At 43.0% G+C, this 26,212-nt stretch carries 18 protein-coding genes and 1 tRNA gene; 1 reads left to right on the top strand and 18 read right to left on the bottom strand.

Annotation, left to right across the window (positions count from 1 at the left end):
• Positions 1 to 492: 492 nt before the first annotated feature.
• From JMY00_RS12080 to pilM, 8 genes are all read right to left on the bottom strand, one after another.
• Complete coding sequence (locus tag JMY00_RS12080; RefSeq protein ID WP_201580320.1) at positions 493 to 1,584, bottom strand: hypothetical protein; 1,092 nt, start codon at positions 1,582 to 1,584, stop codon at positions 493 to 495.
• Positions 1,585 to 1,714: 130 nt separating this feature from the next.
• Positions 1,715 to 2,815: a 3-dehydroquinate synthase gene (aroB, locus tag JMY00_RS12085; RefSeq protein WP_201580327.1), complete on the bottom strand. Its 1,101-nt coding sequence runs from the start codon at positions 2,813 to 2,815 to the stop codon at positions 1,715 to 1,717.
• Between the two features lie 81 nt (positions 2,816 to 2,896).
• Complete coding sequence (aroK, locus tag JMY00_RS12090) at positions 2,897 to 3,457, bottom strand: shikimate kinase AroK (RefSeq protein WP_201580321.1); 561 nt, start codon at positions 3,455 to 3,457, stop codon at positions 2,897 to 2,899.
• A gap of 203 nt (positions 3,458 to 3,660) precedes the next feature.
• On the bottom strand, positions 3,661 to 6,012 hold the full coding sequence (gene pilQ, locus JMY00_RS12095) for a type IV pilus secretin PilQ (protein ID WP_201580322.1): 2,352 nt from the start codon (positions 6,010 to 6,012) through the stop codon (positions 3,661 to 3,663).
• A 27-nt stretch (positions 6,013 to 6,039) separates the two neighbouring features.
• Positions 6,040 to 6,573 carry a pilus assembly protein PilP gene (locus JMY00_RS12100; protein ID WP_102090382.1) on the bottom strand — a complete coding sequence of 178 codons (534 nt, stop codon included), beginning with the start codon at positions 6,571 to 6,573 and terminating at the stop codon, positions 6,040 to 6,042.
• Positions 6,573 to 7,292 (bottom strand): type 4a pilus biogenesis protein PilO, encoded by a 720-nt coding sequence (gene pilO, locus JMY00_RS12105; protein WP_102093192.1) that lies wholly within the window; start codon positions 7,290 to 7,292, stop codon positions 6,573 to 6,575. The genes JMY00_RS12100 and pilO overlap by 1 nt, the downstream gene beginning before the upstream one ends.
• The gene (locus tag JMY00_RS12110; RefSeq protein WP_201580323.1) at positions 7,289 to 7,939 is read right to left on the bottom strand and encodes a PilN domain-containing protein; all 651 of its coding nucleotides are present in this window, start codon (positions 7,937 to 7,939) and stop codon (positions 7,289 to 7,291) included. The genes pilO and JMY00_RS12110 overlap by 4 nt, the downstream gene beginning before the upstream one ends.
• Positions 7,939 to 8,994, bottom strand: a complete 1,056-nt coding sequence (gene pilM / locus JMY00_RS12115) for a type IV pilus assembly protein PilM (RefSeq protein WP_201580324.1) — start codon at positions 8,992 to 8,994, stop codon at positions 7,939 to 7,941. The genes JMY00_RS12110 and pilM overlap by 1 nt, the downstream gene beginning before the upstream one ends.
• A gap of 193 nt (positions 8,995 to 9,187) precedes the next feature.
• Here pilM and JMY00_RS12120 point away from each other — a divergent pair, with 193 nt between their 5' ends.
• Positions 9,188 to 11,824: a PBP1A family penicillin-binding protein gene (locus JMY00_RS12120; RefSeq protein ID WP_201580325.1), complete on the top strand. Its 2,637-nt coding sequence runs from the start codon at positions 9,188 to 9,190 to the stop codon at positions 11,822 to 11,824.
• Positions 11,825 to 11,984: 160 nt separating this feature from the next.
• Here JMY00_RS12120 and JMY00_RS12125 read toward each other — a convergent pair whose 3' ends face one another.
• The 10 genes from JMY00_RS12125 to JMY00_RS12170 all read right to left on the bottom strand — a co-directional run bounded on the left by JMY00_RS12125 (position 11,985) and on the right by JMY00_RS12170 (position 25,842).
• Positions 11,985 to 12,509 carry a DUF6586 family protein gene (locus JMY00_RS12125; protein ID WP_101204294.1) on the bottom strand — a complete coding sequence of 175 codons (525 nt, stop codon included), beginning with the start codon at positions 12,507 to 12,509 and terminating at the stop codon, positions 11,985 to 11,987.
• Between the two features lie 166 nt (positions 12,510 to 12,675).
• On the bottom strand, positions 12,676 to 16,893 hold the full coding sequence (gene rpoC, locus JMY00_RS12130; protein WP_102090387.1) for a DNA-directed RNA polymerase subunit beta': 4,218 nt from the start codon (positions 16,891 to 16,893) through the stop codon (positions 12,676 to 12,678).
• A gap of 151 nt (positions 16,894 to 17,044) precedes the next feature.
• The gene (gene rpoB / locus JMY00_RS12135) at positions 17,045 to 21,163 is read right to left on the bottom strand and encodes a DNA-directed RNA polymerase subunit beta (protein ID WP_201580326.1); all 4,119 of its coding nucleotides are present in this window, start codon (positions 21,161 to 21,163) and stop codon (positions 17,045 to 17,047) included.
• Between the two features lie 764 nt (positions 21,164 to 21,927).
• On the bottom strand, positions 21,928 to 22,299 hold the full coding sequence (gene rplL, locus JMY00_RS12140) for a 50S ribosomal protein L7/L12 (protein WP_057761722.1): 372 nt from the start codon (positions 22,297 to 22,299) through the stop codon (positions 21,928 to 21,930).
• Positions 22,300 to 22,419: 120 nt separating this feature from the next.
• Entirely contained in the window at positions 22,420 to 22,947 is a 528-nt protein-coding gene (gene rplJ, locus JMY00_RS12145; protein ID WP_057761724.1) for a 50S ribosomal protein L10, read from the bottom strand.
• 457 nt (positions 22,948 to 23,404) lie between these two features.
• A complete protein-coding gene (gene rplA / locus JMY00_RS12150; RefSeq protein ID WP_057761725.1) occupies positions 23,405 to 24,106 on the bottom strand; it encodes a 50S ribosomal protein L1 in 702 nt (233 codons plus the stop codon).
• Positions 24,106 to 24,537, bottom strand: coding sequence for a 50S ribosomal protein L11 (gene rplK, locus JMY00_RS12155; RefSeq protein ID WP_057761727.1), 432 nt, complete (start codon positions 24,535 to 24,537; stop codon positions 24,106 to 24,108). The genes rplA and rplK overlap by 1 nt, the downstream gene beginning before the upstream one ends.
• A 90-nt stretch (positions 24,538 to 24,627) precedes the next feature.
• Complete coding sequence (gene nusG, locus JMY00_RS12160) at positions 24,628 to 25,158, bottom strand: transcription termination/antitermination protein NusG (protein WP_057761729.1); 531 nt, start codon at positions 25,156 to 25,158, stop codon at positions 24,628 to 24,630.
• A gap of 71 nt (positions 25,159 to 25,229) precedes the next feature.
• Positions 25,230 to 25,715 carry a preprotein translocase subunit SecE gene (gene secE, locus JMY00_RS12165; protein WP_057761731.1) on the bottom strand — a complete coding sequence of 162 codons (486 nt, stop codon included), beginning with the start codon at positions 25,713 to 25,715 and terminating at the stop codon, positions 25,230 to 25,232.
• Between the two features lie 51 nt (positions 25,716 to 25,766).
• Positions 25,767 to 25,842, bottom strand: a tRNA-Trp gene (locus JMY00_RS12170).
• Positions 25,843 to 26,212: the final 370 nt, after the last annotated feature.

A 26,212-nucleotide genomic window follows, 5' to 3' on the forward strand; every position in this document is an offset into this window, starting at 1 on the left:
TTATCTTGAATATCTGACGCCCTGTATTCAAGCACTTTGTTTACCCTAAAAAGAGTGACAATAAGAGAGGTTGCGTCACTTACGATAGCCTTATTATAGATAGTAAGTAACCGCGCTTGAGACAATAATATTTAGTAAAGAACTCTAAAAACTAAGAAAAAACCACTAAATAGTTGTTAAATAGACATTTTTTACGATAACTATACAGAACGTCGCCCACAGTTATATTAGTTAATGATTGTCGAAAAATCTAGTCTTTTCTATCGATTCATCAGCCATAAATTGTAAGAGGACTTATTACTATTGGTTATGAGACAAATAAAACTGCTATTAAAATTTTAATGCAAACCATATAAATGACAGTTAGTAAAAGGCTTTGATAATACTTAGCAGTAGTAGCTTGCCGCTTATTGTGACGATAAAACTATTTTGTATAGTGCTAAAAAAACCCACTAACCAAATCGCTAGTGGGTTAAATTAATCAAGCAAAAACTAATTACTCTTATCTTCTATTAGCGCTTTTATACTGTCGCTATTATTTTTGGGAGGATTTGCGTTAGCACTTTTGCCATTAGCATTTGAATTATTATTTGTGCTACTAGGGGGCTTAGGCGTTGGCACGACTGGGGGCTTCTTACTGGTACTGCTCTCCGCCGGTGCCGCAGGCTTTTTGTTTTCTGGCGCAGGCTTACTTGCGTTGTTTTCTTCTTTTGGCGATGCTTCAGATATTGTCTGCGTCTCACCACCAACCGTGCGCTCTTCGCTAACAGACAGCGTAGCAGAGGTATCTACCGACTGACGAATACTTTCTTGAGTACTGCTACTATTAGCGCTTTCTTGGTTACCTCGATTACTGTTAGCACTAGCTGCTTGAGCAGCAGCGGCGTCATCAGCTTCTTCTTGCAAACGAGCAGGCACTTCGCGCTTAGTAGGTTTTAAATCGACGGCACGTGTACGTTTTGTACTTAGATCTTTTACTGGATCAGGACGCTCATAATTATCAATGATACTGACATACCGATTAATCTCTTCTGGCAGTACACGTACATTTGTAGGTAACTTAAAGTCTATTAGCTTTGCGGCTCCTACCGCTTCTTGCGGGCTACTCATAATCCCATAAGTCAGCATATAACGGACTTGTTTTTCATCATCAAGATAACGGAAATAAGCGAATTTATCACGATCTCGACGGCCTTCTAAGTAACTAACAATCACATCATTTTCAGCGACATTCATTACTTGAACAGTCCACTTGCCTTTGTTAGCCAGCAGATAACGCTTGTCTTTAAACTCATCGGGATAATCGCGCAAATCTCGAATCGTTGCATCAAAGTTAATCGGTTGTACATCCGTATCTAGCTCATGTAGCGATTCGACCTTTAGTGGTTGCTCAAACTCTTCATTCAAAATCTCTGGCGCTGATATCGGTGCATTCTCAATTTTGGCACCCATGGCTGGCGTTTGACTAAACATCCATACTAACGCTGTGACCACCCCTAAAAGCAGGGTCACTATTAGCCAAATCAGTGCTTGACGACTGTATGATTGGCTAGCAGTACGCGTTTTTGTTTTTGATGTTGCCATGAGGCGGTCCTTGGTAAACACATGTTTTACAGCATGATATAAATGCTTATTTAAACAAAGGTACAGCTAACCAGTTGGCTATAAGTACGAGATTTTAGTATAAATATATAAACGATAAATTCTTGAGACGTTACGCGCTATGTTTTGACAAAACTTCATGCAATAGTTGGCCGTCAAACTCATTAGTCATTACCGCATCGCCTATTGATTTTAACAAAATTAGGCGAATTTGTCCGTGTTTCACCTTTTTATCGTGACCCATTAAATCTAAAGCAGTATCTACACCGATAGCTGGTGGAGTAATAGGTAAGTTTGCCAATTCTAAAACACGCTTAATACGTACGACTTCAACATCAGTTAGCCAGCCAATTTTTTGCGATAGCTCAGCTGCTTGTACCATGCCAGCCGCTACTGCTTCGCCATGTAACCAATTACCATAGCCTTCATGTGTTTCAATCACATGACCAAAAGTATGACCAAAGTTCAATAGCGCGCGCACACCTGACTCTCTTTCGTCTTGTGCCACTACATCAGCTTTGTACTGACAGCAGCGCTTTACAGCTTCACCAAGTACAGCCAAGTCAAGCGCCATCATTGCAGGCAGGTTTGCCTCAAGCCACGTTAAAAATGCCTCATCCATGATAAGGGCATATTTAATAATCTCAGCCACTCCAGCCGATAGCTCACGCGCAGGCAGTGTCTTAAGCGTACTCATATCGGCAAGCACCATTTGCGGCTGCCAAAAAGCACCAATCATATTTTTACCTTGCGGATGATTGATACCCGTTTTACCACCAACACTAGAATCTACTTGTGACAATAGCGTCGTTGGAATTTGGATAAAATTGACACCGCGCATAAAGCTAGCAGCAGCAAAACCAGTCATATCACCGATTACACCACCACCAAGAGCAATAAGTGTCACATCGCGATTGAAGTGTTCTGTCATTAGCGCATCGTAAATCTGATCAATACTTGCCTGATTTTTGTATTGTTCGCCATCTGGCAGTACGCACACCTTTACCGTAAACTGCTCTGCTAGCTCATCTTCTAACGCTTTTAAGTATAAAGGTGCCACAGTGTCATTAGTAACAATCAAAACCTGACGGCCACTGATATAAGGCTTGATCTGCTTCGCCATACTGCTATGCTCAGTCGCAGATTGTTCAGTAATGACAATAGGATAATCATGACTTTGCGTATGAACTATTAGGCCATCATGAAACGTCATTACCATGTGATACTCCTAAAGCATTTCTAATGAGGTAAAAGTAATTGAGTCTGCATATCAATCGTAGTTGCCAGTCTATTACTAGTCTTCTTGGTGCGCTGATGCGTCGGTAGTGCAGTCGACGAATGATTCTAGCTGCTGCATCAATTGATTGACCATGTGGCGTGGATACGTGTGACCAGTAGGCATAATAATATGGGCGACTTGGCGATAGAGTGGATCGCGAGCACTATACAAATCTTGCAGTATTTTTCTAGGATTAGGCTGCTGCAATAATGGTCGAGACTTGTCTTTAGAGGTACGTGCCAGCTGCACCTCGACAGGTGCATTAAGATAAACCACGATGCCACGCTGTTTTAGAAACTCTCTGTTTTCAGCACACATGACTGCACCGCCACCGGTGGCTAATACGACTTGAGAGTTTTGAGTCAATTCATCAATGGCACGCGTTTCACGCTCACGGAAACCTGCCTCGCCTTCTTTGGCAAATATCCAAGCAATGTCGGCACCCGTCTGCGATTCAATATACCAATCGCTGTCTACAAACGTGCGACCTAACTGCTTGGCAAGCAGTTTTCCGATTGTCGTCTTCCCTGCTCCCATCGGACCCACTAAAAACACCGACGGTAATTCCTGCCCCATAATACTTACTCAGCTAAATTAGGTATGATACAACGTCATTGTTATTCTGGCTAGTAATGAGCCGTGATTATTGTGAGTAAAATTTAGAGCACACTATTTATCAGTACATACATAGATATTGCAACGCTAAAACCACTAATCTCGCGCATAAAAAAAGCAAGCACTATGGCTTACTTTTTCAATGAAAGATTAAAAAAACTAAATCAGTTAATACGGCTAGTACCGTCATTAATAAGCTTCGGAGTTACGAAAATCAGTAGCTCTTCCTTACTATTACTACGTACATCACGACGGAATGCACGACCGATATAAGGCAAGTCTCCTAAGAAAGGTACTTTATCTACGCCATTACTAGTGCGATTTTTAAAAACACCGCCCAGTACGACTGTCTGACCATCTTCAATGATTACATTGGTCGATATAGAGTCTTCAGAGATAGCAACCTGATTATTAATGATAGTCGGTGTGCCGTTAGTAATGACCAATTGCAAACCAATTTTACCATCAGGCGTGATATTTGGTGTCGCTTCCAGACTTAATGCAGCCTCTTTAAAACTGGTTGTCGTAGCTCCACTGGCTGATGCTTCCTGATACGGAATTTGAGTACCAGAAGAGACTTTCGCTGTCTGCTTATCCGCCGTCAAAATCTTTGGTGTAGAAATAACTTCACCACGGTTGTCCGCTTGCAGTGCTGACAGCTCAAGATCTAGCATCACATCAGACATACTGAGCAAACCAAAGGCGATACTACCTGCTGGGTTAGAAACGCCTAAATCAACGTTTAGGTTATCAGGACGAGTAATGTCATAAGAAGGATAAGAAACAGTTTGACCATTGACCGTCGTCGTCTCTACATCAAAATCTTTTAAATCCCATAAGGTTTGATCGCTACCGCCAACCAATAAACTGCGGTTGTTGGCCGCACCGTTTGACAAGATACCCCAACGAACACCAATCTCTTTACTGAAGCTATCAGTTGCACTAACGATACGTGCTTCGATCATAACTTGGCGAACAGGAATATCAATTTTGCTGATTAGTTTATGGATATTTTCGATACTGTCAGCAACGTCTTTAATAATCAAAGTATTGGTACGTTCATCAACTGTTACCGTACCACGATTGGATAACAACGTATTATTATCCTCACGATTTGCGAGGCCACTACTATTACCAGTCGCGCCGCTACCTTGCGAAATAAGCGTCAAGACATCTTGTGCTTTTGCATAGCTTAAACGAATATACTCAGTACGCAGAGGTGCGTAAGATTGAACAGCTTGCTGTGCTTCTAGTTCACGTGCTTCTTGCTCAGCGAGCTCAGTAGAAGGCGCAACCAAAATCACATTACCATTCTCACGCTTGCCTAGATTTTTACTCTTAAGTATGATGTCGAGGGCTTGATCCCAAGGAACATTAATCAAACGCAAAGTGATGTTACCAGCAACAGAATCACTTGCCACGATATTCATCTCAGTAAACTGCGCCAAAATATCTAAGACACTACGAACCTCAACATCTTGGAATTCCATAGATAGCGGTTCCCCACTATAGACCCTTTCTTCCAACGTCGGTTCACGTAACAGCTCAGGCTTTTTAATACCAATATTCAACTGGTTACCTGATTGGTAGGCCTGATACTCATAATCGTCATTCATGTTAATGGTGACGACGCCATTCTGTCCTTGGTTTTTGGTATCAATACTACCAACAAGACCACTATTAATATTCAATCGGCGTAACAAGTTTCTCGGAACCGTACTACCAGTCAAACGTACGACAAGCTTGTTACCTTGGCGCTGCACATCTACTGGGATAGCTTCGTTTGCCAGTACCATACTGACGTTACCGCCACCATCGTTACCTGCTGAAAAATTGACTGCACTTAGTCCATCATAGCTATACTGCTTACTTACTTGTAAAGCGGCCAATTGAGGATTCAAAAGCGGATTGACTCTGACCACCATCGTATCAGCTGGTACTTCGTTCTTCACGACAACCTTGCTCGTAGTACGTACAGGTGCCACTGGTACGGTAGAGCTCTCAACAATAGGCGTAACGACAGCGGTCGTTGTCATACTATTATTGTTATTAAGTACATCTTGAATCGGGTCGCTAGTAATGAAGGGACGATTTGGGTCAGTGATGGTCAGCAATAAATCATTGCCTTCAATCGCTGTCGTATAATTGCCTGACTCTTTTAAACCAACGATGAGGCGCGTGGTACTGTCACTACTTAGCGTAGTAACGTCATTAATCGCACCAATGTTATATTCGTTAAAGCGGCTAGCAAGCCCATTCTGTACTTGTTCGAAATCTAGGACTAAGCGACTAGGATCATTAAGCTGATAGGCTGCAGGCAATACTGGCAATCCTGTAAATCCCAAACGCATTTGCGTCACTGCAGGTGCGGTCTGCACTACAGAGACATTATCGATGCGCTGTGCAGCATGAGCACTATTAGTTACAGCCACCATACTGACTGCCAGTGCTGAAATGGCAAAAGCAGAAGACATGCGGTTGCTCATCATCATTACCTTGTTATTGCGTACTGTCATTATTTATTCCTCAAAAAATCTGCCGACTTAGCTTATAGGGGATACCAGCGACTGGGGTTTTTCCACAAACCCTGCGCGGCTATCTGGCACAATTTCAATCAAGTTAACCTGGGTCGGCGTGATTTCAACAATACGGCCGTCATTCAATCCAAGATAATCGCCTACTTTAACACTGGCAACCGAACCATCTGGACGTTGTATCAATGCATATCGCTGACCTTCGGGCGAAATCACCACACCTCGGAAGACTAGTTGCGACAGTTCATACTGCTCAAGCGGTTCTTTGATTCTGTTGATATCTGGTCGTACACCATCTATAGGAGTGGTCGGGCCTTGCACATTGACTAAACTCGGTGGTAAAAATGGACTACGTTGCGAACTAGCGCTATATACAAAATCCTCTACCAGCTCGGCTTTAGGCGGCGGCTCAATAGGCTGCGCAGGCTGGTTGCGGATATCGGTCATTGCCTGCTCTGCCATACCTATGCGGTCACTACACCCTGTCATAGATAAAACAGCGACACTTAAAACCAATAGCATGGGCATTTTTTGGATACTCATTAGTTGCCTCCTGCATTTGTATCAGTAGCGGCGGCGGTATCACCTTCAGGAGCCGCTTCTTTAGAGCGATAAGTCTTAGTTTGCAAGACTAGATTAAGCTCTGGCAAAACATCCAATGTAGGCTGCGGATTGCTGACTTCAAAATCATGCATCGTAATAATTCGAGGCAGTGCGGCAAGACCACTGATAAAGCTACCAAACTGATGGTATTCACCCAAAGCTGCGATACGTATTGGCTGCTCAATAAAGAATTCATTTTCAATTTCAGGTTCTACTGAAATATCCTGAAAACGGATATTACTACCAACGCCTGTCATGTTTATGCCTTCTACCAATTCTGACACACGCGTATCTTTCGGCAACTGATCTAATAAAGTATTAAACTCAGTTTCCATTTGCACCACTTGCGCTTGATACGCTTTTAAATGACGTGCGCGAGATTCTTTTTCACGGTAGCTATCGAGCAAGGTCTGCTGTTGGCTTTCAGCCGCATTAATCTCGTCAATTTTACTACTGATGGGTAATGCCCATGACAATGCCGCGATGAAGGTAATGATAAGACCAATCACTGTCACCTTGACAGGCAATGGCCAGCTGCCATAGTTTTCTGAATCTAGCGACTCAAAACTACGGCGAAACTCATTTAAATCGAATTGCTTTTTTGGCTTTAAAGCAGATTTTTTGGTTTTAGAGAGGCTCTTTTTGCGGATAAGCTTCATAACGCACCTCCAAGACCAGTATCGGTATCAGTAGTCGGAGTTTCCGACTGTACTCTAGTCGTTACTACAAACTGTACGTAACTGTCTTCAGGATAAACAGGTCGCGCCTGCTCACCAGTATTAACCGTATTATTGAGGACTGGAGCAGCCTCATAAGCGCTAATATTCTGCTGAATGTTACTCACTGCTGAGTTACCCATCCATTTACTGTTATCAAGGTTACGAATCAGGCTGGATACAATGTTTGGATTGTCCGCTAAGCCTGTCAAAGTTAGCGTATCGCCTTCACGTTTAAGGTTATTTAGATACAGTGCTGGTGGAATAGCTTTAGCGAGATCATCCCATAAACGTACAGGTACAGGACGTCGCCCCTGCAGATCTTGAATAACTTGCATGCGTGAAATAATGTCTTCACGGCGCTGCTCTAAACTGTCAATCTCGGTCAATGCGGTGTCTAAGCGAGTGTTTTCTTGTTCGATCAATGCGTTGGCATCAAGCTGCTCATCAAGTTCATTATTGAAATAACTCCATGAAGCAAAGGCTGCTAATAGGGTCAGTAACGTCACCGCCACTATCAATGTCATAAATTCTTTGTTACGACGTTCACGTTCTTCTTGTCGCCAAGGTAAAAGGTTAATACGAGCCATTAGTCAAAGCTCCTTAACGCAAGACCGCATGCAGCCATTAAGCTTGGCGCATCAACCGCCAGTTGCTCATTATCGATATTTGGTGCAATAGTCATATTGGTAAAAGGGTTGGCAACACTGACAGTTACACCAAGCTTTTGTTGTGCCATACCAGCGAGACCTGCAATAGAACTGCTGCCCCCTGCAAGCACCACATGATCGATACTGCTATATTGACTTGATGAAAAATAAAACTGTAAAGAGCGAGTGATCTGTTGAATGGTATTTTCTATAAAAGGGGTTAGTACTTCAGGATAGTAGTCATCAGGCAAGGTACGTTCGCGTTTACTTAGTGTCGCTTCTTCTGCTGATAGGCCATAGCGATTTTGTATTGCCTCGGTCAGCTGAGCACCGCCAAATAACTGCTCACGACTATAAATAAACTCGCCATTCTTAGCAATATATAACGTGGTCTGATTGTGGCCGATATCTACCAACGCTACTAGTTCTGGTACATTTGGCAAACTATCTACCATCAATCCAAACGCACGCTCGATTGCATGAGATTCGATATCCATGACTTTCGTTTGTAGGCCACCAAAGGCTAAAGCATCGACACGTTGGTCGACGTTCTCTGAACGAGAAGCAGCAAGCAACACCTGAACCATATCGTCACTAACCAAAGACGGTCCTAATACTTCAAAGTCTAGATTAACGTCTTCTAATGGATAAGGCACATACTGGTCGGCATCTAAACGTATTTGCGCCTCACGCTCTACATCGCTGAGTGTCATATCCATATCAATGATTTTAGTAATCACTGCAGAGCCAGAAACAGCGGTCGCAGCATTGCTACCCGCGACTTGGCAGCGTCGTGCCAAGCTCGTTATAATATTGCCGGCAGCTTCTGTATCTACTAGAATCTTATCAACCACGATACCTTCCGGTAGTCTTTCAATACCATAAGATTTTAGGTGGAACATGCCTTGCTGACGCTGTATGTCAACCAACTTTACTGAAGTGGCACAAATATCCACGCCAATCAAATGTCGACTTTTGGAAGTAAATAGCCTCACTAGCTCTATACCTTATATTAAGTGTACAATCTGGTAGTTATTTGTAATAATTCAATACAATACTTTACTTAATTGATAGATTCAAGCATTTAAAAATATATTAAGGCCAACTTACACATTTATTATGACCTGCCTATTTTGTTCAATGTATAATAATATTGTCTGCTACAAATTCTAACTAATAAGTCTTATTATGGCCAAAACAAATGCTACCGCTCGTCTCATTCGCTTTTTGGTGGGACTCTTTATCGCTTGCCTAGCATTGGCAGTTGTTCTAGCACTTGCTGTACCTATTGGTTTTTATGGGATGGCCATGTATCTATCGCCGACCCTACCTAGTACGCAAGAAATTAAAACAGCCAAATTAGAAATGCCATTACAGATTTATAGTAGTGATGATAAATTAATCGGCCAATACGGCAATCGTTTATCATTACCAGTTAGTTTTGATGAGATTCCTGAAGATTTAACTCATGCTTTTTTAGCGGCCGAAGATGCTTCTTTCTTTCAGCATAGCGGAATTAGTATTAAAGGTCTTGGTCGCGCTGTCACCGAAGCAGTCACTGATGACGATGGTCAAACTGGTGGCTCTACCATTACGATGCAGGTCGCTAAAAACTATTTCTTAAGTCCAGAACGTACTTTAAACCGCAAACTCACAGAGTTGTTTTTGGCGCGGAAAATCGAAGACGAGCTGAGTAAAAATGATATTTTGACGCTATATGTCAATAAAATCTATCTAGGCGAAGGTGCCTACGGCATTCGTGCTGCGGCCAAAAAATACTATAGTAAGTCATTAGACAATTTAACCATTGCTGAAATGGCCATGTTAGCCGGCCTACCGAAAGCCCCTTCTAAATATAATCCTGTTGCCAATCCTAGCCGTGCACTGACTCGCCGCAACTGGATCGTTGGACGCATGCATGAGCTTGGCTATATTACTAAAGCTCAGTACGATGAAGCGGTCAACTCCCCTATAGGTATCAACCTATATAAAGAAAAGCTCGATGTAAATATGCCTTATTTGGCAGAAATGACGCGCGCTTCTTTGGTCGAACGTTATGGCGATCAAGTCATGCACGGTGGCTGGCGCGTACGTCTCACAGTAGATAGTAAAGCACAAACAGATGCAGAAGCAGCAGTAGTAACAGGATTGATTGCCTACGAGCATCGCCATGGTTGGCGCGGGGCTGAAGCAAATGATGAGCCTCTCGAGAACTTCCAACGCTACAGCAATATGTCTCCTGCCAAAGTGACCAAAGTCAATTCTCGTAGTTTTAATGCAGTCCTACAATCTGGTGAAGAAGTGACCGTTAATTGGTCTGGTATGAAATGGGCACGCAAATATATTTCTGCTGACCGTATTGGTTATTACCCTAGCAATGCCAGTCAAGTTGTTAAGAAAAACGATATCGTTCGTGTGATACCTACTACGAATGGCAACTGGCAACTAGGTCAAATACCTAAAATTCAAGGCAGTTTGGTCTCGTTAAATCCAGAGACTGGTGCTGTCAATGCATTGGTTGGTGGCTTTGATTTTAACCACAGTAAGTTCAACCGCGCTCTACAGGGCTGGCGTCAACCTGGCTCAACCATTAAGCCACTTGTTTATACCGCTGCTTTAGAAAAAGGTTATCGTCCAGATACCATCGTTTCTGACCGAGCTATTCAAGTAGGTGACTGGAAACCGAAAAACTCTGATGAACGTTTCTTAGGTGATATCACTTTACGTCGTGGTTTATATTTGTCGCGTAACCTCGTATCTATTCGCTTGTTACAAGCGATCGGTATCTCAAGTACGCGCAACCTATTAGATGAATTCGGTCTTGATAAAGAAAAGCTACCAACAACCTTGTCATTAGCACTTGGAGCAGGACAAGCCACACCATTACAAATGGCCACGGCTTACTCAACCTTCGCCAATGGTGGTCATCGTGTCCAACCTTACTTTATTGAACAAATTTACAATTATAAAAACGAGCTGTTGTTTCAGGCAAATCCACGTCAAGCGTGTGCACTATGCTTTAACGAAAAACTTGAGAAGGTTAATAGCAGCTTAGTTGAAGAGTATGAGAAGTCAATTGAAGCGCTTGATGAGACTACTAATGAAATAACCGCCGATAATTCATCATCAGAAAGCAATGATGATAGCGAAACAACAGATAAAGAGCTTGATTTAACGGTATATAACGCAGGTCCACAGTCAGACCGCCTGAAAGCGCCTGCCGTACAATATGTAAGGGCCAAACAAGCACCGCGCATACTGCAACCTAGAGTCGCTTTTGAGATGGCCGATATACTACGCGATGTAGTCCAACGCGGTACAGCGGTAAGAGCAAAGGCATTAGGTCGCAATGATATCGGTGGCAAAACTGGTACCACCAATCAGGCCAAAGACGCATGGTTTGCAGGGTTCCATCCTACCAATGCGACAGTAGTATGGATGGGATTCGATCAACCATCTACTATGGGCCGCCGTGAATATGGTGGTGTAGCAGCGCTGCCAGTATGGATGGACTTTATGAAAGCTCAGCTGAAAGACACGCCAAGCCAATGGGTATCTATCAATAATCGCTCAAAATCCAGAAAGCAACAGCAAAGTATCATAGAGATGACTGATGATGGCGTCCTAGTTAACGACTCCTCCAATAAATCAGCAAAACCAGTCAAGACTCAAACCCAGCAGCGTAAGCCTTCGGTTCCAGAGCCTACTGAGGAGACGAGCACTCCACCATCAACGAAACCAAGTAGCAATCGTAGTGATGACAGCGTACCGGAAAATCCATTAACGGTGACACCCGTTGAAAGTATGCCACCGATGCCAGAGTAACAAACAAGACTATTTTTAGTTAATAAGAAAAAGGCTTATTCAGCAATGACTGAATAAGCCTTTTTTATGCGCTGTAGACTATGGCCTACCCTACTTAATCATACTTTAAAATGGTTCAATAAATAGCGGTCAAAGAATAAATTTGCTAGTTTACTTCCTATTAGAATTCAACCATACCTGCACGCAGTTGTTCAATCAGCTCCAAAAGCTGATTACGCCATTCCCGTATCGTTGTTTCATCAGGTAGCCATTGGTTAGATAAAGTGACAACATTGACAATCAAGTCTGGCGACGCTGAATGACTGCTTGGCGCTTCATCGACGATAGTATCTGGCGGTACTGCATACAGACAACGCTGATAAGCACGTTCTATATTGGCGATAAAACCTTGCTGCTGTAATTGCTGCAAACGCTGAATCTCAGGAGATACTTGGGTACGCTCGCTCAGTGCTTGCTCAATATCGAGCAAAGTTGGCGCCGTCATATTTAGGCTATAGAAATGACCGAGCTCCTGAATAAATGCCAATAAAGCACCATGCAAGTGAAAAATAGCAGTCTCACAGTGTGCTTGGTATAACTGCTTATCATTGGTACTTCCTGCAGATTGGCAAGATAAACGACAGAAATATAACTTTTGATTGGTTCGATCTGCTTGATATTTGGCGACGCGAGTTTTACCTGCCATTTGCTAATTATCCTTCTATAAGTAGTGAATTAGAGCCTATTTCCAGTGTACTATTTTTTTAGATAATAGCACCATGCCTTTCTCAGTTTTTTATACGCACAAAAAAGCCAGCAACTTAGGCTGGCTTTTTTATCAAATTAAGAATGAATCAAAATACTTAATGCGATTAATTATCTTGATTTAACTCTTGAGCAAATGCTTCATCAAAGCTTGCAAAGTCTTTGCTATCAGTGCTTGCAGTCATATCAAACGCTGCATTCAAATCTTTATCTTGTAGCTTCTGATCTGCTTTCTCTTTACGTGCTTTATGATAAGCAAGACCCGTACCTGCAGGAATCAAGCGACCCACAACCACGTTTTCTTTCAGACCACGTAGCTCATCCACTTTACCAGTCACAGCAGCCGCAGTTAGTACACGGGTTGTTTCCTGGAAAGAAGCCGCTGAAATAAAGCTTTCAGTTGCTAGACTTGCTTTGGTGATACCTAGTAATTGACGCTCAAACTGTACTGGGAATTTATCTTCCGCTTCTAGCTTCGCATTCAATGCTTTGATATCTGCATACTCGACCTGATCACCTTTGAAGTGACTTGAATCGCCGCCGTCAGTGATTTCAACTTTACGCAACATCTGACGAATGATAACTTCGATGTGCTTGTCGTTGATTTTTACACCCTGCAAGCGATAAACGTCCTGTACTTCGTTGACGATATAATCAGCAAGTGCAGTCTGACCTTTCAAACGTAAGATATCATGTGGGTTCTGTGGACCATCAGCGATCACTTCACCACGTGCTACCGTCTCGTTTTCGAAGACGTTGATTTGACGCCATTTAGGGATTAGCTCTTCATGCACTTCACCATCTTCATTAGTAATAATGAAGCGGTTCTTACCTTTAGTCTCTTTACCAAAGCTAACCACACCAGTCATTTCTGCCATGATGGCGTGATCTTTTGGACGACGTGCTTCGAACAAGTCAGCAACACGTGGTAGACCACCGGTGATATCTTTAGTACCAGAAGATGCTTGTGGTACACGGCCTAGGATCGAACCAGCTGCTACTTTTTCACCATCGCTAACGCGAATGATGGTTTCAGCTGGTAAGAAGTAAACCACTTCTTTACCTTCGTCCGTGTTCAAGATAATTGCAGGACGTAAGTCTTTTGCTGAGCTTGAACGGTCACGAGTAGCAAGAATCTCAAATGAGCTCATACCAGTCGCATCATCAACTTTTACTGTGGCAGTCATACCATCAGTGATGTCACTGAAGCGTGCTGTACCAGCAAATTCTGTGATGATTGGATGCGTATGCGGATCCCACTTAGCGATAGTTTGACCGCCTTCAACCTGCTCTTCGTCTTTCACAAGTACGCTTGAACCATACGGTACTTTATAGCGCTCACGCTCACGGCCAAGCTCATCAGTTAACGCGATTTCAGCTGAACGCGATACGATGACTAAGTGACCATCAGTATGTTGAACCGTTTTCATGTTTTCAAAATGCGCTTGACCAGCGTTACGTACAGAGATGCTGTTGTCCACAGAGGCTGAACTTGCTGCCCCGCCCACGTGGAATGTACGCATAGTTAACTGAGTACCTGGCTCACCGATAGACTGTGCAGCCATAACACCAACTGACTCGCCAATGTTCACTTTATGACCACGAGCAAGGTCACGACCATAACACTGTGAACATACACCATGTTCGATATCACAAGTAATTACTGAACGTACCCAGATATCATCGATTGCGTTGTTATCAAGGACGTTAACCCAGTACTCATCGATCAATGTACCAGCTGGAATCAATACTTTATCAGCATCGTCATTATAAGTAACGTCACGAGCAGTGACACGACCCAGTACTAGCTCACCTAGCTTCTCAATGATTTCACCACCTTGGATATGTGGTTTCATGAGTAGGCCTTCTTCAGTACCACAATCATCGCTAGTGATAACCAAATCTTGTGCCACATCAACCAGACGACGAGTTAGGTAACCCGAGTTAGCTGTTTTCAGTGCCGTATCCGCTAGACCTTTACGTGCACCGTGAGTTGAGATGAAGTACTGTAGTACGGTCAAACCTTCACGGAAATTGGCTTTAATCGGCGTCTCAATGATTGAGCCATCTGGTTTCGCCATCAAACCACGCATACCAGCCAACTGACGAATCTGTGCCGCACTACCACGAGCACCAGAATCTGACATGATAAAGATCGAGTTGAATGATTTCTGCTCGTCTTCTTCACCTTGTGCGTTGATAACTTTATCTGTTGCCAAGTTGTCCATCATCGCCTTAGCGACTTTGTCATTGGTACGTGACCAGATATCAACTACTTTGTTATAGCGCTCACCAGCAGTTACAAAGCCTTGCTCGAACTGATCTTCGATTTCGCGAACTTCGCCTTCTGCCACTTCGATGATTTGCTTTTTAAGTGGTGGAATGACCATGTCGTCGATACCGATAGACACACCAGACAGTGTTGCTTGAGCAAAACCAAGATACATCAATTGGTCAGCAAACATAACACTTTCTTTGACGCCAACTTTACGGTAGCAAGAGTTAATCAAACGAGAGATATTTTTCTTCGTCATCTCTTGGTTACACTCATCAAACGTCATACCTTTAGGCATGATGTTCCAGATAAGTAGACGACCAGCAACCGTATCTTTGATACTGATTTCTTTGGTCTCGTTACCTTCTTCGTCAATTTGCGTCTCAGTAACACGCACTTTGATCTTGGCGTTTACATGTAGATCGTTTGAACCAATTGCACGCAATGCTTCATTAACGGTAGCAAAAATCATGCTCTCGCCTTTGGCATTGATAGACGAGCGACTGATGTAATATAGACCTAGTACAACATCCTGAGATGGTACGATGATCGGATCACCGTTCGCAGGTGACAAGATGTTGTTGGTAGACATCATCAAGGCACGTGATTCAAGCTGCGCTTCTAGCGTCAATGGCACGTGAACGGCCATTTGGTCACCATCGAAATCGGCGTTGAATGCAGTACAAACAAGCGGATGCAACTGGATTGCTTTACCTTCGATTAGTACTGGCTCAAATGCCTGTAGACCCAAACGGTGAAGTGTTGGCGCACGGTTAAGAAGTACTGGATGCTCACGGATAACCATGGCCAGCATATCCCACACTTGTGGCTCTTCACGCTCTACCATCTTTTTGGCAGCTTTAATTGTCGTCGCTAAACCATGAGACAATAGTTTGTTATAAGTAAATGGCTTGAATAATTCTAGTGCCATTTTCTTAGGTAGACCACACTGATGTAGACGTAGTGTTGGACCTACAACGATAACCGAACGACCAGAGTAATCGACACGCTTACCAAGTAAGTTCTGACGGAAACGACCTTGCTTACCTTTGATCATATCTGCCAAAGATTTCAATGGACGCTTGTTACTACCAGTGATGGCACGACCGCGACGACCGTTATCAAGCAACGCATCTACTGACTCTTGCAACATACGCTTTTCGTTACGTACGATGATGTCAGGTGCGCTTAGCTCAAGCAGACGCTTAAGACGGTTGTTACGGTTGATCACACGGCGATATAGATCGTTTAGATCTGACGTCGCAAAACGGCCGCCTTCTAGCGGTACTAGAGGACGCAAATCTGGTGGTAGTACTGGCAAGATGTTCATTACCATCCACTCAGGCTTGTTATTAGAATCACGGAATGCTTCTAATAATTTGAGACGCTTAGACATTTTCTTAAGCTTAGTCTCAGAACCTGTTTGTGGAATCGCTTCACGTAGCTCATCGATTTCAAGATCGATATCGATGTCTTTTAATAGGTCTTGAACGGCTTCAGCACCCATTTTGGCTGTGAATTCATCACCGAACTCTTCAAGCGCTTTGTAATAATCTTCATCATCAAGCAACTGGTACTTTTCTAAACTAGTTAGACCAGGCTCAGTAACGATATAGCTTTCAAAATATAGAACGCGCTCGATATCACGTAGCGTCATGTCTAGCAATAGACCGATGCGGCTTGGTAATGATTTTAGGAACCAAATATGCGCAACTGGACTGGCTAGGTCGATATGACCCATGCGATCACGACGAACTTTAGCAGTGGTAACTTCAACACCACATTTTTCACAGATAACGCCTTGGAACTTACGGCGCTTATATTTACCACATAAACATTCGAAGTCTTTTACTGGACCAAAGATTTTGGCACAAAAAAGACCATCACGCTCAGGCTTGAACGTGCGATAGTTGATGGTTTCAGGCTTTTTCACTTCGCCGTGCGACCATGACTTAATAACGTCAGGTGAGGCTAAAGTAATTTGAATGCTATCAAACTCTTGGTTACCGTTGCCGGTAGGGCTTTGCATGATATCGAGTAAATCTTTCAAGTTGCTTCTCCGTTATCTTTATAATCATCTGACAGCGTACCATTGACGCAGATAAGATGAATGAAGGCAATGAATAGGGTTGAGACAAATCACTAAAAGCAGCAGCAATAAAGCAGACTGCCTTTAGTGGACAACTAAGTTAAACAACGGGCTAGTTGCTTTGTTTTAACTCAATATTAATACCCAGTGATTTGATTTCTTTGGTCAGTACGTTGAACGACTCAGGCATGCCTGGATCCATATACTGCTCACCATCAACGATGTTTTTGTACATACGAGTACGGCCTTCAACGTCATCCGACTTCACCGTTAGCATTTCTTGCAACGTGTAAGTCGCGCCGTATGCTTCTAGTGCCCATACTTCCATCTCACCGAAGCGCTGACCACCGAACTGTGCTTTACCGCCGAGTGGCTGCTGAGTGACTAGCGAGTAAGAACCCGTTGAACGCGCATGCATTTTGTCATCAACCAAATGGTTAAGCTTGAGCATGTACATATAACCAACCGTTACCTTGCGGTCAAACTTCTGACCTGTACGACCATCATATAACGTCTGCTGACCATCGCGATCCATACCAGCAAGCTCGAGCAAGTCTTTAACTTGGCTTTCTCTCGCGCCGTCAAATACTGCTGTGCCCATCGGTACACCGCCACGTAAGTTGTCTGCTAGCGCCATGATGTCATCATCACTCAAGCTATCAAGATCAACTTGCTCACCACCTACTTGGTTATAGATTTTGTCCAAGAAGTCACGTAGCTCTTTGATCGCTGCTTGCGATTTGAGCATACCGTCAATCTTCTCGCCCAATCCTTTCGCTGCCATACCCAAATGCGTCTCTAGAACCTGACCGATGTTCATACGAGATGGTACACCAAGTGGATTCAATACGATGTCAACGGTATTACCATTTTCATCATAAGGCATGTCTTCAACTGGCATGATGCGCGATACAACACCTTTGTTACCATGACGACCAGCCATCTTATCACCAGGCTGAATACGACGCTTAACCGCTAGATATACTTTAACGATTTTTTGTACGCCATGTTGCAAGTCATCGCCAGCAGTCAATTTGCGTTTTTTCTCAGCAAACTTCACATCGATGTCTTTTTGCTTGTCAACCAAGTAATCAGCGATTTGCGTTAGACGCTCAGAGATTTCTTCTTCTACTGGTTGGATATCAAGCAAAGTCTCAAGGCTCATATCTTTCATATCAGCCAATGCCATAACCGTACCAGCTTTTAGACCAGCACCGCCGCTGACTTTTTGGCCATCTAATAGATTACCAATACGGCCGCGAGCCGCTTCTTCAAAGATACGTAGCTCTTCTTTTAAATCTTTGCGATAGCTATCAAGCTGCGATTTTTCAATCGCTCTTGCACGTGCGTCTTTTTCAACGCCATCACGGGTGAAGACCTGTACATCAATAACCGTACCTTTACTAGAAGTCGGTACGCGTAGTGAAGTGTCTTTCACATCAGCCGCTTTTTCGCCAAAGATAGCCCGTAGCAGTTTCTCTTCTGGCGTTAGTTGCGTTTCACCTTTTGGCGTCACTTTACCAACTAGGATATCGCCAGCATCAACTTCAGCACCGATATAGACGATACCTGCTTCATCAAGACTTGATAGTGCTGCTTCACCAACGTTTGGAATATCAGCAGTGATCTCTTCTGTACCTAGCTTGGTATCACGAGCCACACAAGTCAATTCTTGAATATGAATAGTAGTGAAACGATCTTCTTTAACTACTTTTTCAGATAGCAAGATTGAATCTTCGAAGTTGTAACCATTCCACGGCATAAATGCAATGCGGATGTTCTGGCCTAGTGCTAGCTCACCAAGATCCGTTGAAGGACCATCAGCCAAGATATCACCCAAAGCAATCTCGTCACCTTGGTTAACGATGATACGTTGGTTGATACAAGTGTTCTGGTTAGAGCGCGTGTATTTGATCAAGTTATAGATATCGATACCCGCTTCACCAGCAGTCATCTCGTCTTCGTTTACACGAACAACGATACGCGATGCATCAACATCTTCAATCACACCGCCACGCTTAGCGATAACACAGACACCAGAGTCACGAGCAACGTGACGCTCCATACCAGTACCTACTAACGGCTTATCAGCACGTAGCGTAGGAACAGCCTGACGCTGCATGTTCGAGCCCATCAAGGCACGGTTAGCATCATCATGCTCTAGGAACGGAATCAGACCTGCTGCAACCGATACTACCTGACTTGGTGATACATCCATATGTGTCACCTTTTCTGGCGGCATACGAACAAATTCACCATAGCTACGTACACTGACCATCTCGTCAGATAACGCGCCATCTTCAGTCATCGGAGAATCAGCCTGTGCAATGACAGTACCTACTTCTTCGATTGCTGATAGATATTCAATAACGTCAGTAACTTTACCATCAACCACACGGCGATAAGGCGTTTCTAAGAAGCCAAAGCTGTTGGTTTTAGCAAAAGTCGCTAGTGAGTTGATCAGACCAATGTTTGGACCTTCAGGAGTCTCAATAGGACATACACGGCCATAATGCGTATCATGTACGTCACGTACTTCAAAGCCTGCACGTTCACGAGTTAGACCACCAGGTCCTAACGCTGATACACGGCGCTTATGGGTAACTTCAGACAACGGGTTGTTCTGATCCATAAACTGTGACAACTGGCTTGAACCAAAGAATTCTTTCACCGCAGCTGCTACTGGCTTAGAGTTAATCAAATCTTGTGGTGACAAGTTATCAGATTCCGCTGAGCTCAAACGCTCTTTAACCGCACGCTCAACACGTACTAGGCCAACACGGAATTGGTTTTCTGCCATCTCGCCCACTGAACGAATACGGCGGTTACCTAAGTGATCGATATCATCGACTTCACCGCGACCGTTACGAATCTCGATAAGTTCTTTTAGAACGTTAACGATATCATCGTTGGTCAATACACTGCGTTCACGCTGGATATCAGGATCATCAGTGTTATCAAATTCTAAACCAAGACGACGGTTGAATTTCATACGACCGACATTTGATAAGTCATAACGATCTGCGTTAAAGAACATGCTTTCAAACAGTTTCTCAGCAGTTTCAACCGTTGGTGGCTCACCTGGACGCATTACTTTATAGATTTCGATCAACGCTTCTTCACGGCTTGATGTGCTATCTGCACGTAGCGTATCAGCAATATAGCTACCCTGATCGATATCGTTCGTGAATAGGATGCTAAACTCTTTGATGGCACCACTGGCTTCAAATGAGTTCAATTTTACCAATAACTCATGGTCGATTGGCGTGTTTGCTTTAGCGATGATCTCGTCGTTAACAACGATATCTTCGGCTAAAATACGCTCATATAAATACTCATCAGGCACAGCAATTTTCGTCATACCTGCTTCTTCAAGCTGACGGATGCGGCGTGCATTGATACGTTTGCCCTGCTCTACAATAACGTCACCTTCAGGTGATACGATATCAAACTGCGCCATCTCACCACGCAAGCGATCAGCAACTAGATCAATCTCAAACGTCTCTTCGGCTTTATAAACAGCGACTTTATCAAAGAACAAATCTAAAATTTCAGATGTTGTTAGGCCAAGTGCGCGCAGAATGATTGACGCAAGCAGCTTACGGCGACGGTCAATACGAGCAAATACTAAGTCTTTTGCATCAAATTCAAAGTCCAACCATGAACCACGGTAAGGGATAATACGGGCGTTATAAAGCACTTTACCACTTGAGTGCGACTTACCTTTATCATGATCAAAGAATACACCAGGTGAACGATGTAGCTGAGATACGATAACACGCTCAGTACCATTGATAATAAAGGTGCCGTTAGCAGTCATCAAAGGCATCTCGCCCATATAGACGCTTTGCTCACGAATATCTTTGATAGCGGCTTTGCTATCTTTGTCTTTGCTGTCTTTGTCTTTGATGATCAAACGGATTTTGACACGCATGGGCGCTGCAAACGTTGAACCGCGTAAGATACACTCACGCTCATCAAATTCAGGCGTGCCTAAATAGTACTCAACAAATTGCAACTCAGCGTTACCAGAGTGACTCTCAATTGGGAAAATAGAGGAATACGCAGCTTGCAAACCAGTATTCTCACGAGCTTTCGGCTTTTTGTGCTCTTGCAAAAATTGCTCATAAGAATCTACTTGAATAGACAGTAAATAGGGAATGTCCATTACAGTGGGCAATTCAGCAAAACTTTTGCGAATACGCTTTTTTTCAGTATAAGAATATGCCATCGAGAGTCCTTACAGTAAACGTGGAAACAAATTAAAAGCGTGGCCAGTATGCATAAATACGATGCAAACATGGCGACGTAAACGATAATATAAAACGGGTCTTCGTGTTCAGTTCATGTCTTTTCTGTCAATTACTACTTTACTCTTCAGTGCTTACCTAGCACACTTCACTTAATCTCGTCGTTGGTTGCTATATTCATGGTAAGTGAATCAGTCTATATGACTGTTGCAACCAAAAAATTCAATATTATATAATCTATAACGCATTGCCTATCAGGCTTACTTTACAAATACATTGCTGGGAAATAATGTCTATTAAGATTGCATCCATACCACTTGCCATCTAGACTACTTATTACCGAACCATGTTCCCTACACATACAAACTGTCTATAAGACTGAATGTCGACAGTCATGCCACACCAAGTAGGCAACTTATGATCAACAGCTTTTTTAAGAATACCGCTTTTTTCAGGATTAATAATCGGGGTAACTATAACTTTTAGAATCAGTATAAACTATAGTGTTGATAGGAAAGCATGCAGACACAAAAAAATGCCAAACATCTACAGACGTTTAGCTCATATTAACTGATTTCAAAAACTGGCATGTGTGCTTGCATGTATATCGTCTGTCCTTTTGATGGGTATCCACCGTGATGTTGCATACGACTGTTGGCAGACACAAAAGGTCAAGCTACGAATTATAGTAAAAAAAAGCTGGCAATGCAAGGCATTACCAGCTTTTTTTCGTACAGTGTTAAACTTATTTTAGTTCAACAGTTGCACCAGCTTCTTCAAGTTTCTTTTTCAACTCTTCAGCTTCAGCTTTAGATGCGCCTTCTTTGATTGGAGCTGGAGCGCTTTCAACCAAATCTTTCGCTTCTTTTAGGCCAAGACCAGTAGCTTCACGTACGGCTTTAATTACGCCAACTTTCTTCTCGCCAAAGCTAGCAAGAACTACGTCAAATTCGTCTTTTTCTTCAGCAGCAGCAGCAGCAGGACCAGCAGCAGCAGGTGCAGCAGCAACAGCAGCTGTTACGCCGAATTTTTCTTCCATGTCGCTGATTAACTCAACGATATCCATTACTGACATTTCAGCGATTGCATTTAACACGTCATCTTTAGATAGTGCCATGAGAACTCTCCGTTATCTGATAAAAATTAATTGATTCTAATATCGCCTTGATTGCTTGCCTAATGTGACAATAAAATGCAACCAAAATTAGCGATGTTAAAGTTACGTTAAAACAAGCAATTAAGCAGCTTCTTTTGCGTCTTTGATTGCCGCTACAGTGCGAACGAACTTGCCAGGAACAGCGTTCATAGTCTGGACAAGCTTGGTCACTGGTGCATTCATAGTAGCCATCAAGATAGAGATTGCTTCGTCGCGAGTTGGTAGCTTCGATACGCGCTCTAGCTCTTCTGGACCATAAACTTCACCACCGACTGATACTAATTTGGTCTCTAAAGCTTTGTTATCTTTGCTGAAGTCGAAAACGACTCGAGCAGCAGATCCCAAATCTTCCATAGAGAAAGCCAAAAGTAGTGGACCAGTCATACGGTCTGACATGCTCTCAAACTTAGTGCCTTCAAAAGCGCGTTTTGCTAGTGTATTTTTTACCACTTTTAAAACGACACCTTTATCACGAGCTTGTTCGCGCAGCTTAGTAAGCTGTGCAACACCAATACCGTGATATTCGGCAGCTACTGCTGAGTAAGCATTAGCAGCAACTTCAGACACTTCAGCCACAACTTGTTGTTTTTGTTCTAGCGTTAATGCCATAAGTTGACTCCTTTAATCTTATCAATCGACTTATAATAAAAGTGCCAAAAACAAGGTTTTTATGCGCTCAAACTGTAAGCTAAGACTGACTTGATACGACACATTACCAGCGGATTCAATTAATAAAAAAAGCATCTACTGGTAACGACTGATTACGGCACCGTTATCAGAATGACGTTGAGTAATAGTTTGAAGATTATAAATAATCTTATCGCCCTATTCGCTCGTGTCTTAAACTGTGTGGGCCACCGTCTGCGTAGGACAACTAAGATTTTCATCTGTCGTCGATTAACAAAAGTGACTTATTGTCATAAACAACTATCCGAAGATCGCTAACTATGACTCTAAACTACTCTCTACCTACGGTCTTAGACAGCGTAGCAAATACTACGCTGACCTAATTCTTTAAAAACTGTTTGTGTTTATCATTCAAAATATTTGAAGATAAAAACTTTAATTATTTAGCAGTACGATAAGGAACAGCGTCGATCGTTAGACCTGGACCCATCGTGCTAGACAAGGTAATTTTCTTAATGAAAGTACCTTTAGAAGTAGCAGGCTTAGCACGCTTTAGATCAGAAAGAATCGCTTGCGCGTTTTGCTCGATTTGATCAGCAGTGAAACCAACTTGGCCGATAGTTGCATGGATGATACCAGCTTTATCAACACGGTACTGAGCCTGACCAGCTTTCGCATTAGTCACAGCTTCAGCAACGTTTGGCGTTACCGTACCAACTTTAGGGTTAGGCATTAGACCACGTGGGCCTAGGATAGTACCTAACTGACCAACAACACGCATTGCATCTGGAGCTGCGATAACAACATCAAAGTCCATGTTACCGGCTTTGATTTGCTCTGCTAGGTCTTCAAAACCAACGATGTCTGCACCAGCTTCTTTAGCGGCTTCAGCAGCAGCGCCTTGAGCGAATACAGCAACGCGTTTGGTTTTACCAGTACCAGCAGGTAGGTTAGTTGCACCACGAACTACTTGATCAGATTTACGTGGGTCAACGCCCAAGTTTACCGCGATATCGATAGACTCTTTGAATTTTAGCGCTGGCAAATCGTTTAGGATTTGAACCGCTTCTTCAATAGTGTACTGTTTTTCGTTATCAATACGGCTTTGAATTTCTTTTTGACGTTTGGTTAGCTTAGACATTATACACCCTCCACGGTAATACCCATTGAACGTGCAGTACCAGCGATGGTACGGACAGCAGCGTCAAGATCAGCAGCAGTTAAATCTGCATTCTTAGTCTTAACGATGTCTTCTAGTTGTGCACGGTCAACTTTACCAACTTTAGCAGTGTTCGGTGTACCTGAACCTTTAGCAATACCAGCAGCCTTACGTAGTAAGTATGCAGCTGGTGGTGACTTCATGATGAAGGTAAAAGATTTGTCGCTGTATACTGTGATCTCAGTTGGGATCGGTAGACCAGGCTCTTGGCCTGAGGTCGCAGCGTTAAATTCTTTACAGAACGCCATGATGTTCACGCCTTTTTGACCCAAAGCTGGACCAATAGGTGGTGAAGGATTTGCTTTGCCTGCAGGCACTTGCAGTTTGATGTAACCATCAATCTTCTTAGCCATGATACTCTCCTAAATGGGTAATAGCGCCAAATCAACGTGGTATATACCTAATTGACTAACAGCTCCCCGGTTGATGAATTTTTTGCTAATTTAGTCCAGTTTTTCAACTTTACTAAATTCAAGCTCAACCTGTGTAGGTCGATTAAATACGTTTACTGTCAGATGTAGCTTAGACTTCTCATAATCCACTTTTTCTACCAACCCTTTAAAGTCAGTAAAGGGACCGTCGATAACCAACAACTCTTCGCCCGGCTCAAATAGAGTCTTAGGACGTGGGTCAGTTTCAGTCTGGTTCAAACGGTTTAAAATGCGATCAGCTTCTACTTGCGTAATCGGTGCAGGCATCTCAGGCGTACCACCGATGAAGCCCATAATACGTGGGCAATCTTTTACGATGTGCCAAGTATTATCGTTCATCTCCATCTGGATCAATACATATCCAGGAAAGAACTTACGCTCACTCTTACGTTTTTTGCCGTCTTTCATTTCGACGACTTCTTCAGTAGGAACCAATACATCACCGAATGACTCAGCGAAGTCACTACGGTTAATACGATCAGTTAATGAACGTTGTACTTGTTTTTCATATCCTGAAAACGCTTGGACAATATACCAACGCATATCACGCTCCTGATCATTATAAATAAGTCGTTATGAGTAAATGTCTCGCTAATAGTCACTAATACGTGCTATTAACCGATAAAGATACCAACGAACCAATTAAAAAAGTTATCCAATAACCAAATAAAGAAACCGGCAATCGCAATTACGACAATCACTTGCCATGTATATTGAAAGGTTTCGTCTTTACCTGGCCACGTCACTCGGCGAAGCTCAACGGCAGCGTCTTTTAATAATATTTTAAAAGCACGGCCTTGATGCGTTAGCGCCAAACAGACTAATGCAAATACAACAAGTGCGACAATAATACCAATACGTACCCAGACGTCATTGGCAGGTTGCCAATAGCCTGGTAAGTATTGATTTACTAGAGTCGCACCGATTAACACAGCTGCGGCAAGTAGCCACAAAATCAAATCTTTTATTGAGCCAGTCTTAGCCACTTCAACAGCAGTAGTACCGCTAGCTGAAACATGCTTATTTTTAGACAGCATTCCACCAGCAACCGCCTTGGCATCAGATAACTTAGTCTCGAGGTTATCTTGATCATTGCTCATAAAGAACTCGCTTCGGAGATGGTGGGGTACAACAAAGATATGATAAGAAGATGGCAGGCGATGTAGGACTCGAACCTACAACCCTCGGTTTTGGAGACCGATGCTCTACCAATTGAGCCAATCGCCTATGGGTGTAAAGGACAGCATTATACAATATTTAGCATAGAATGCAAGCCCTTGACGGTAAAATTATTAATTTTACCTGATTTTGCACCACTGCAGTCTAAAATAACTGCTAGCGTTAAGTGCAGCGATAATATAACAAGCTATGCCGTAGATTACAATATGCTATCTAACAAATAATTATCTCTATCTCACATATCGTGAGTTATTGTTTCGCTAAAGCTATTATTCTAATTATAATAATGATTCACATTCTCCCAAAAAAAAAGGCCACCCTAGATAGGATGACCTTTTTTGTGACTAATTCATAAGCTCATTGCTGAGACTTAAGGATTAGTTCAATACGTTAGCAACAACACCAGCGCCTACAGTAC

Source organism: Psychrobacter sp. Pi2-52 (assembly GCF_904846705.1).
Lineage (GTDB): Bacteria > Pseudomonadota > Gammaproteobacteria > Pseudomonadales > Moraxellaceae > Psychrobacter.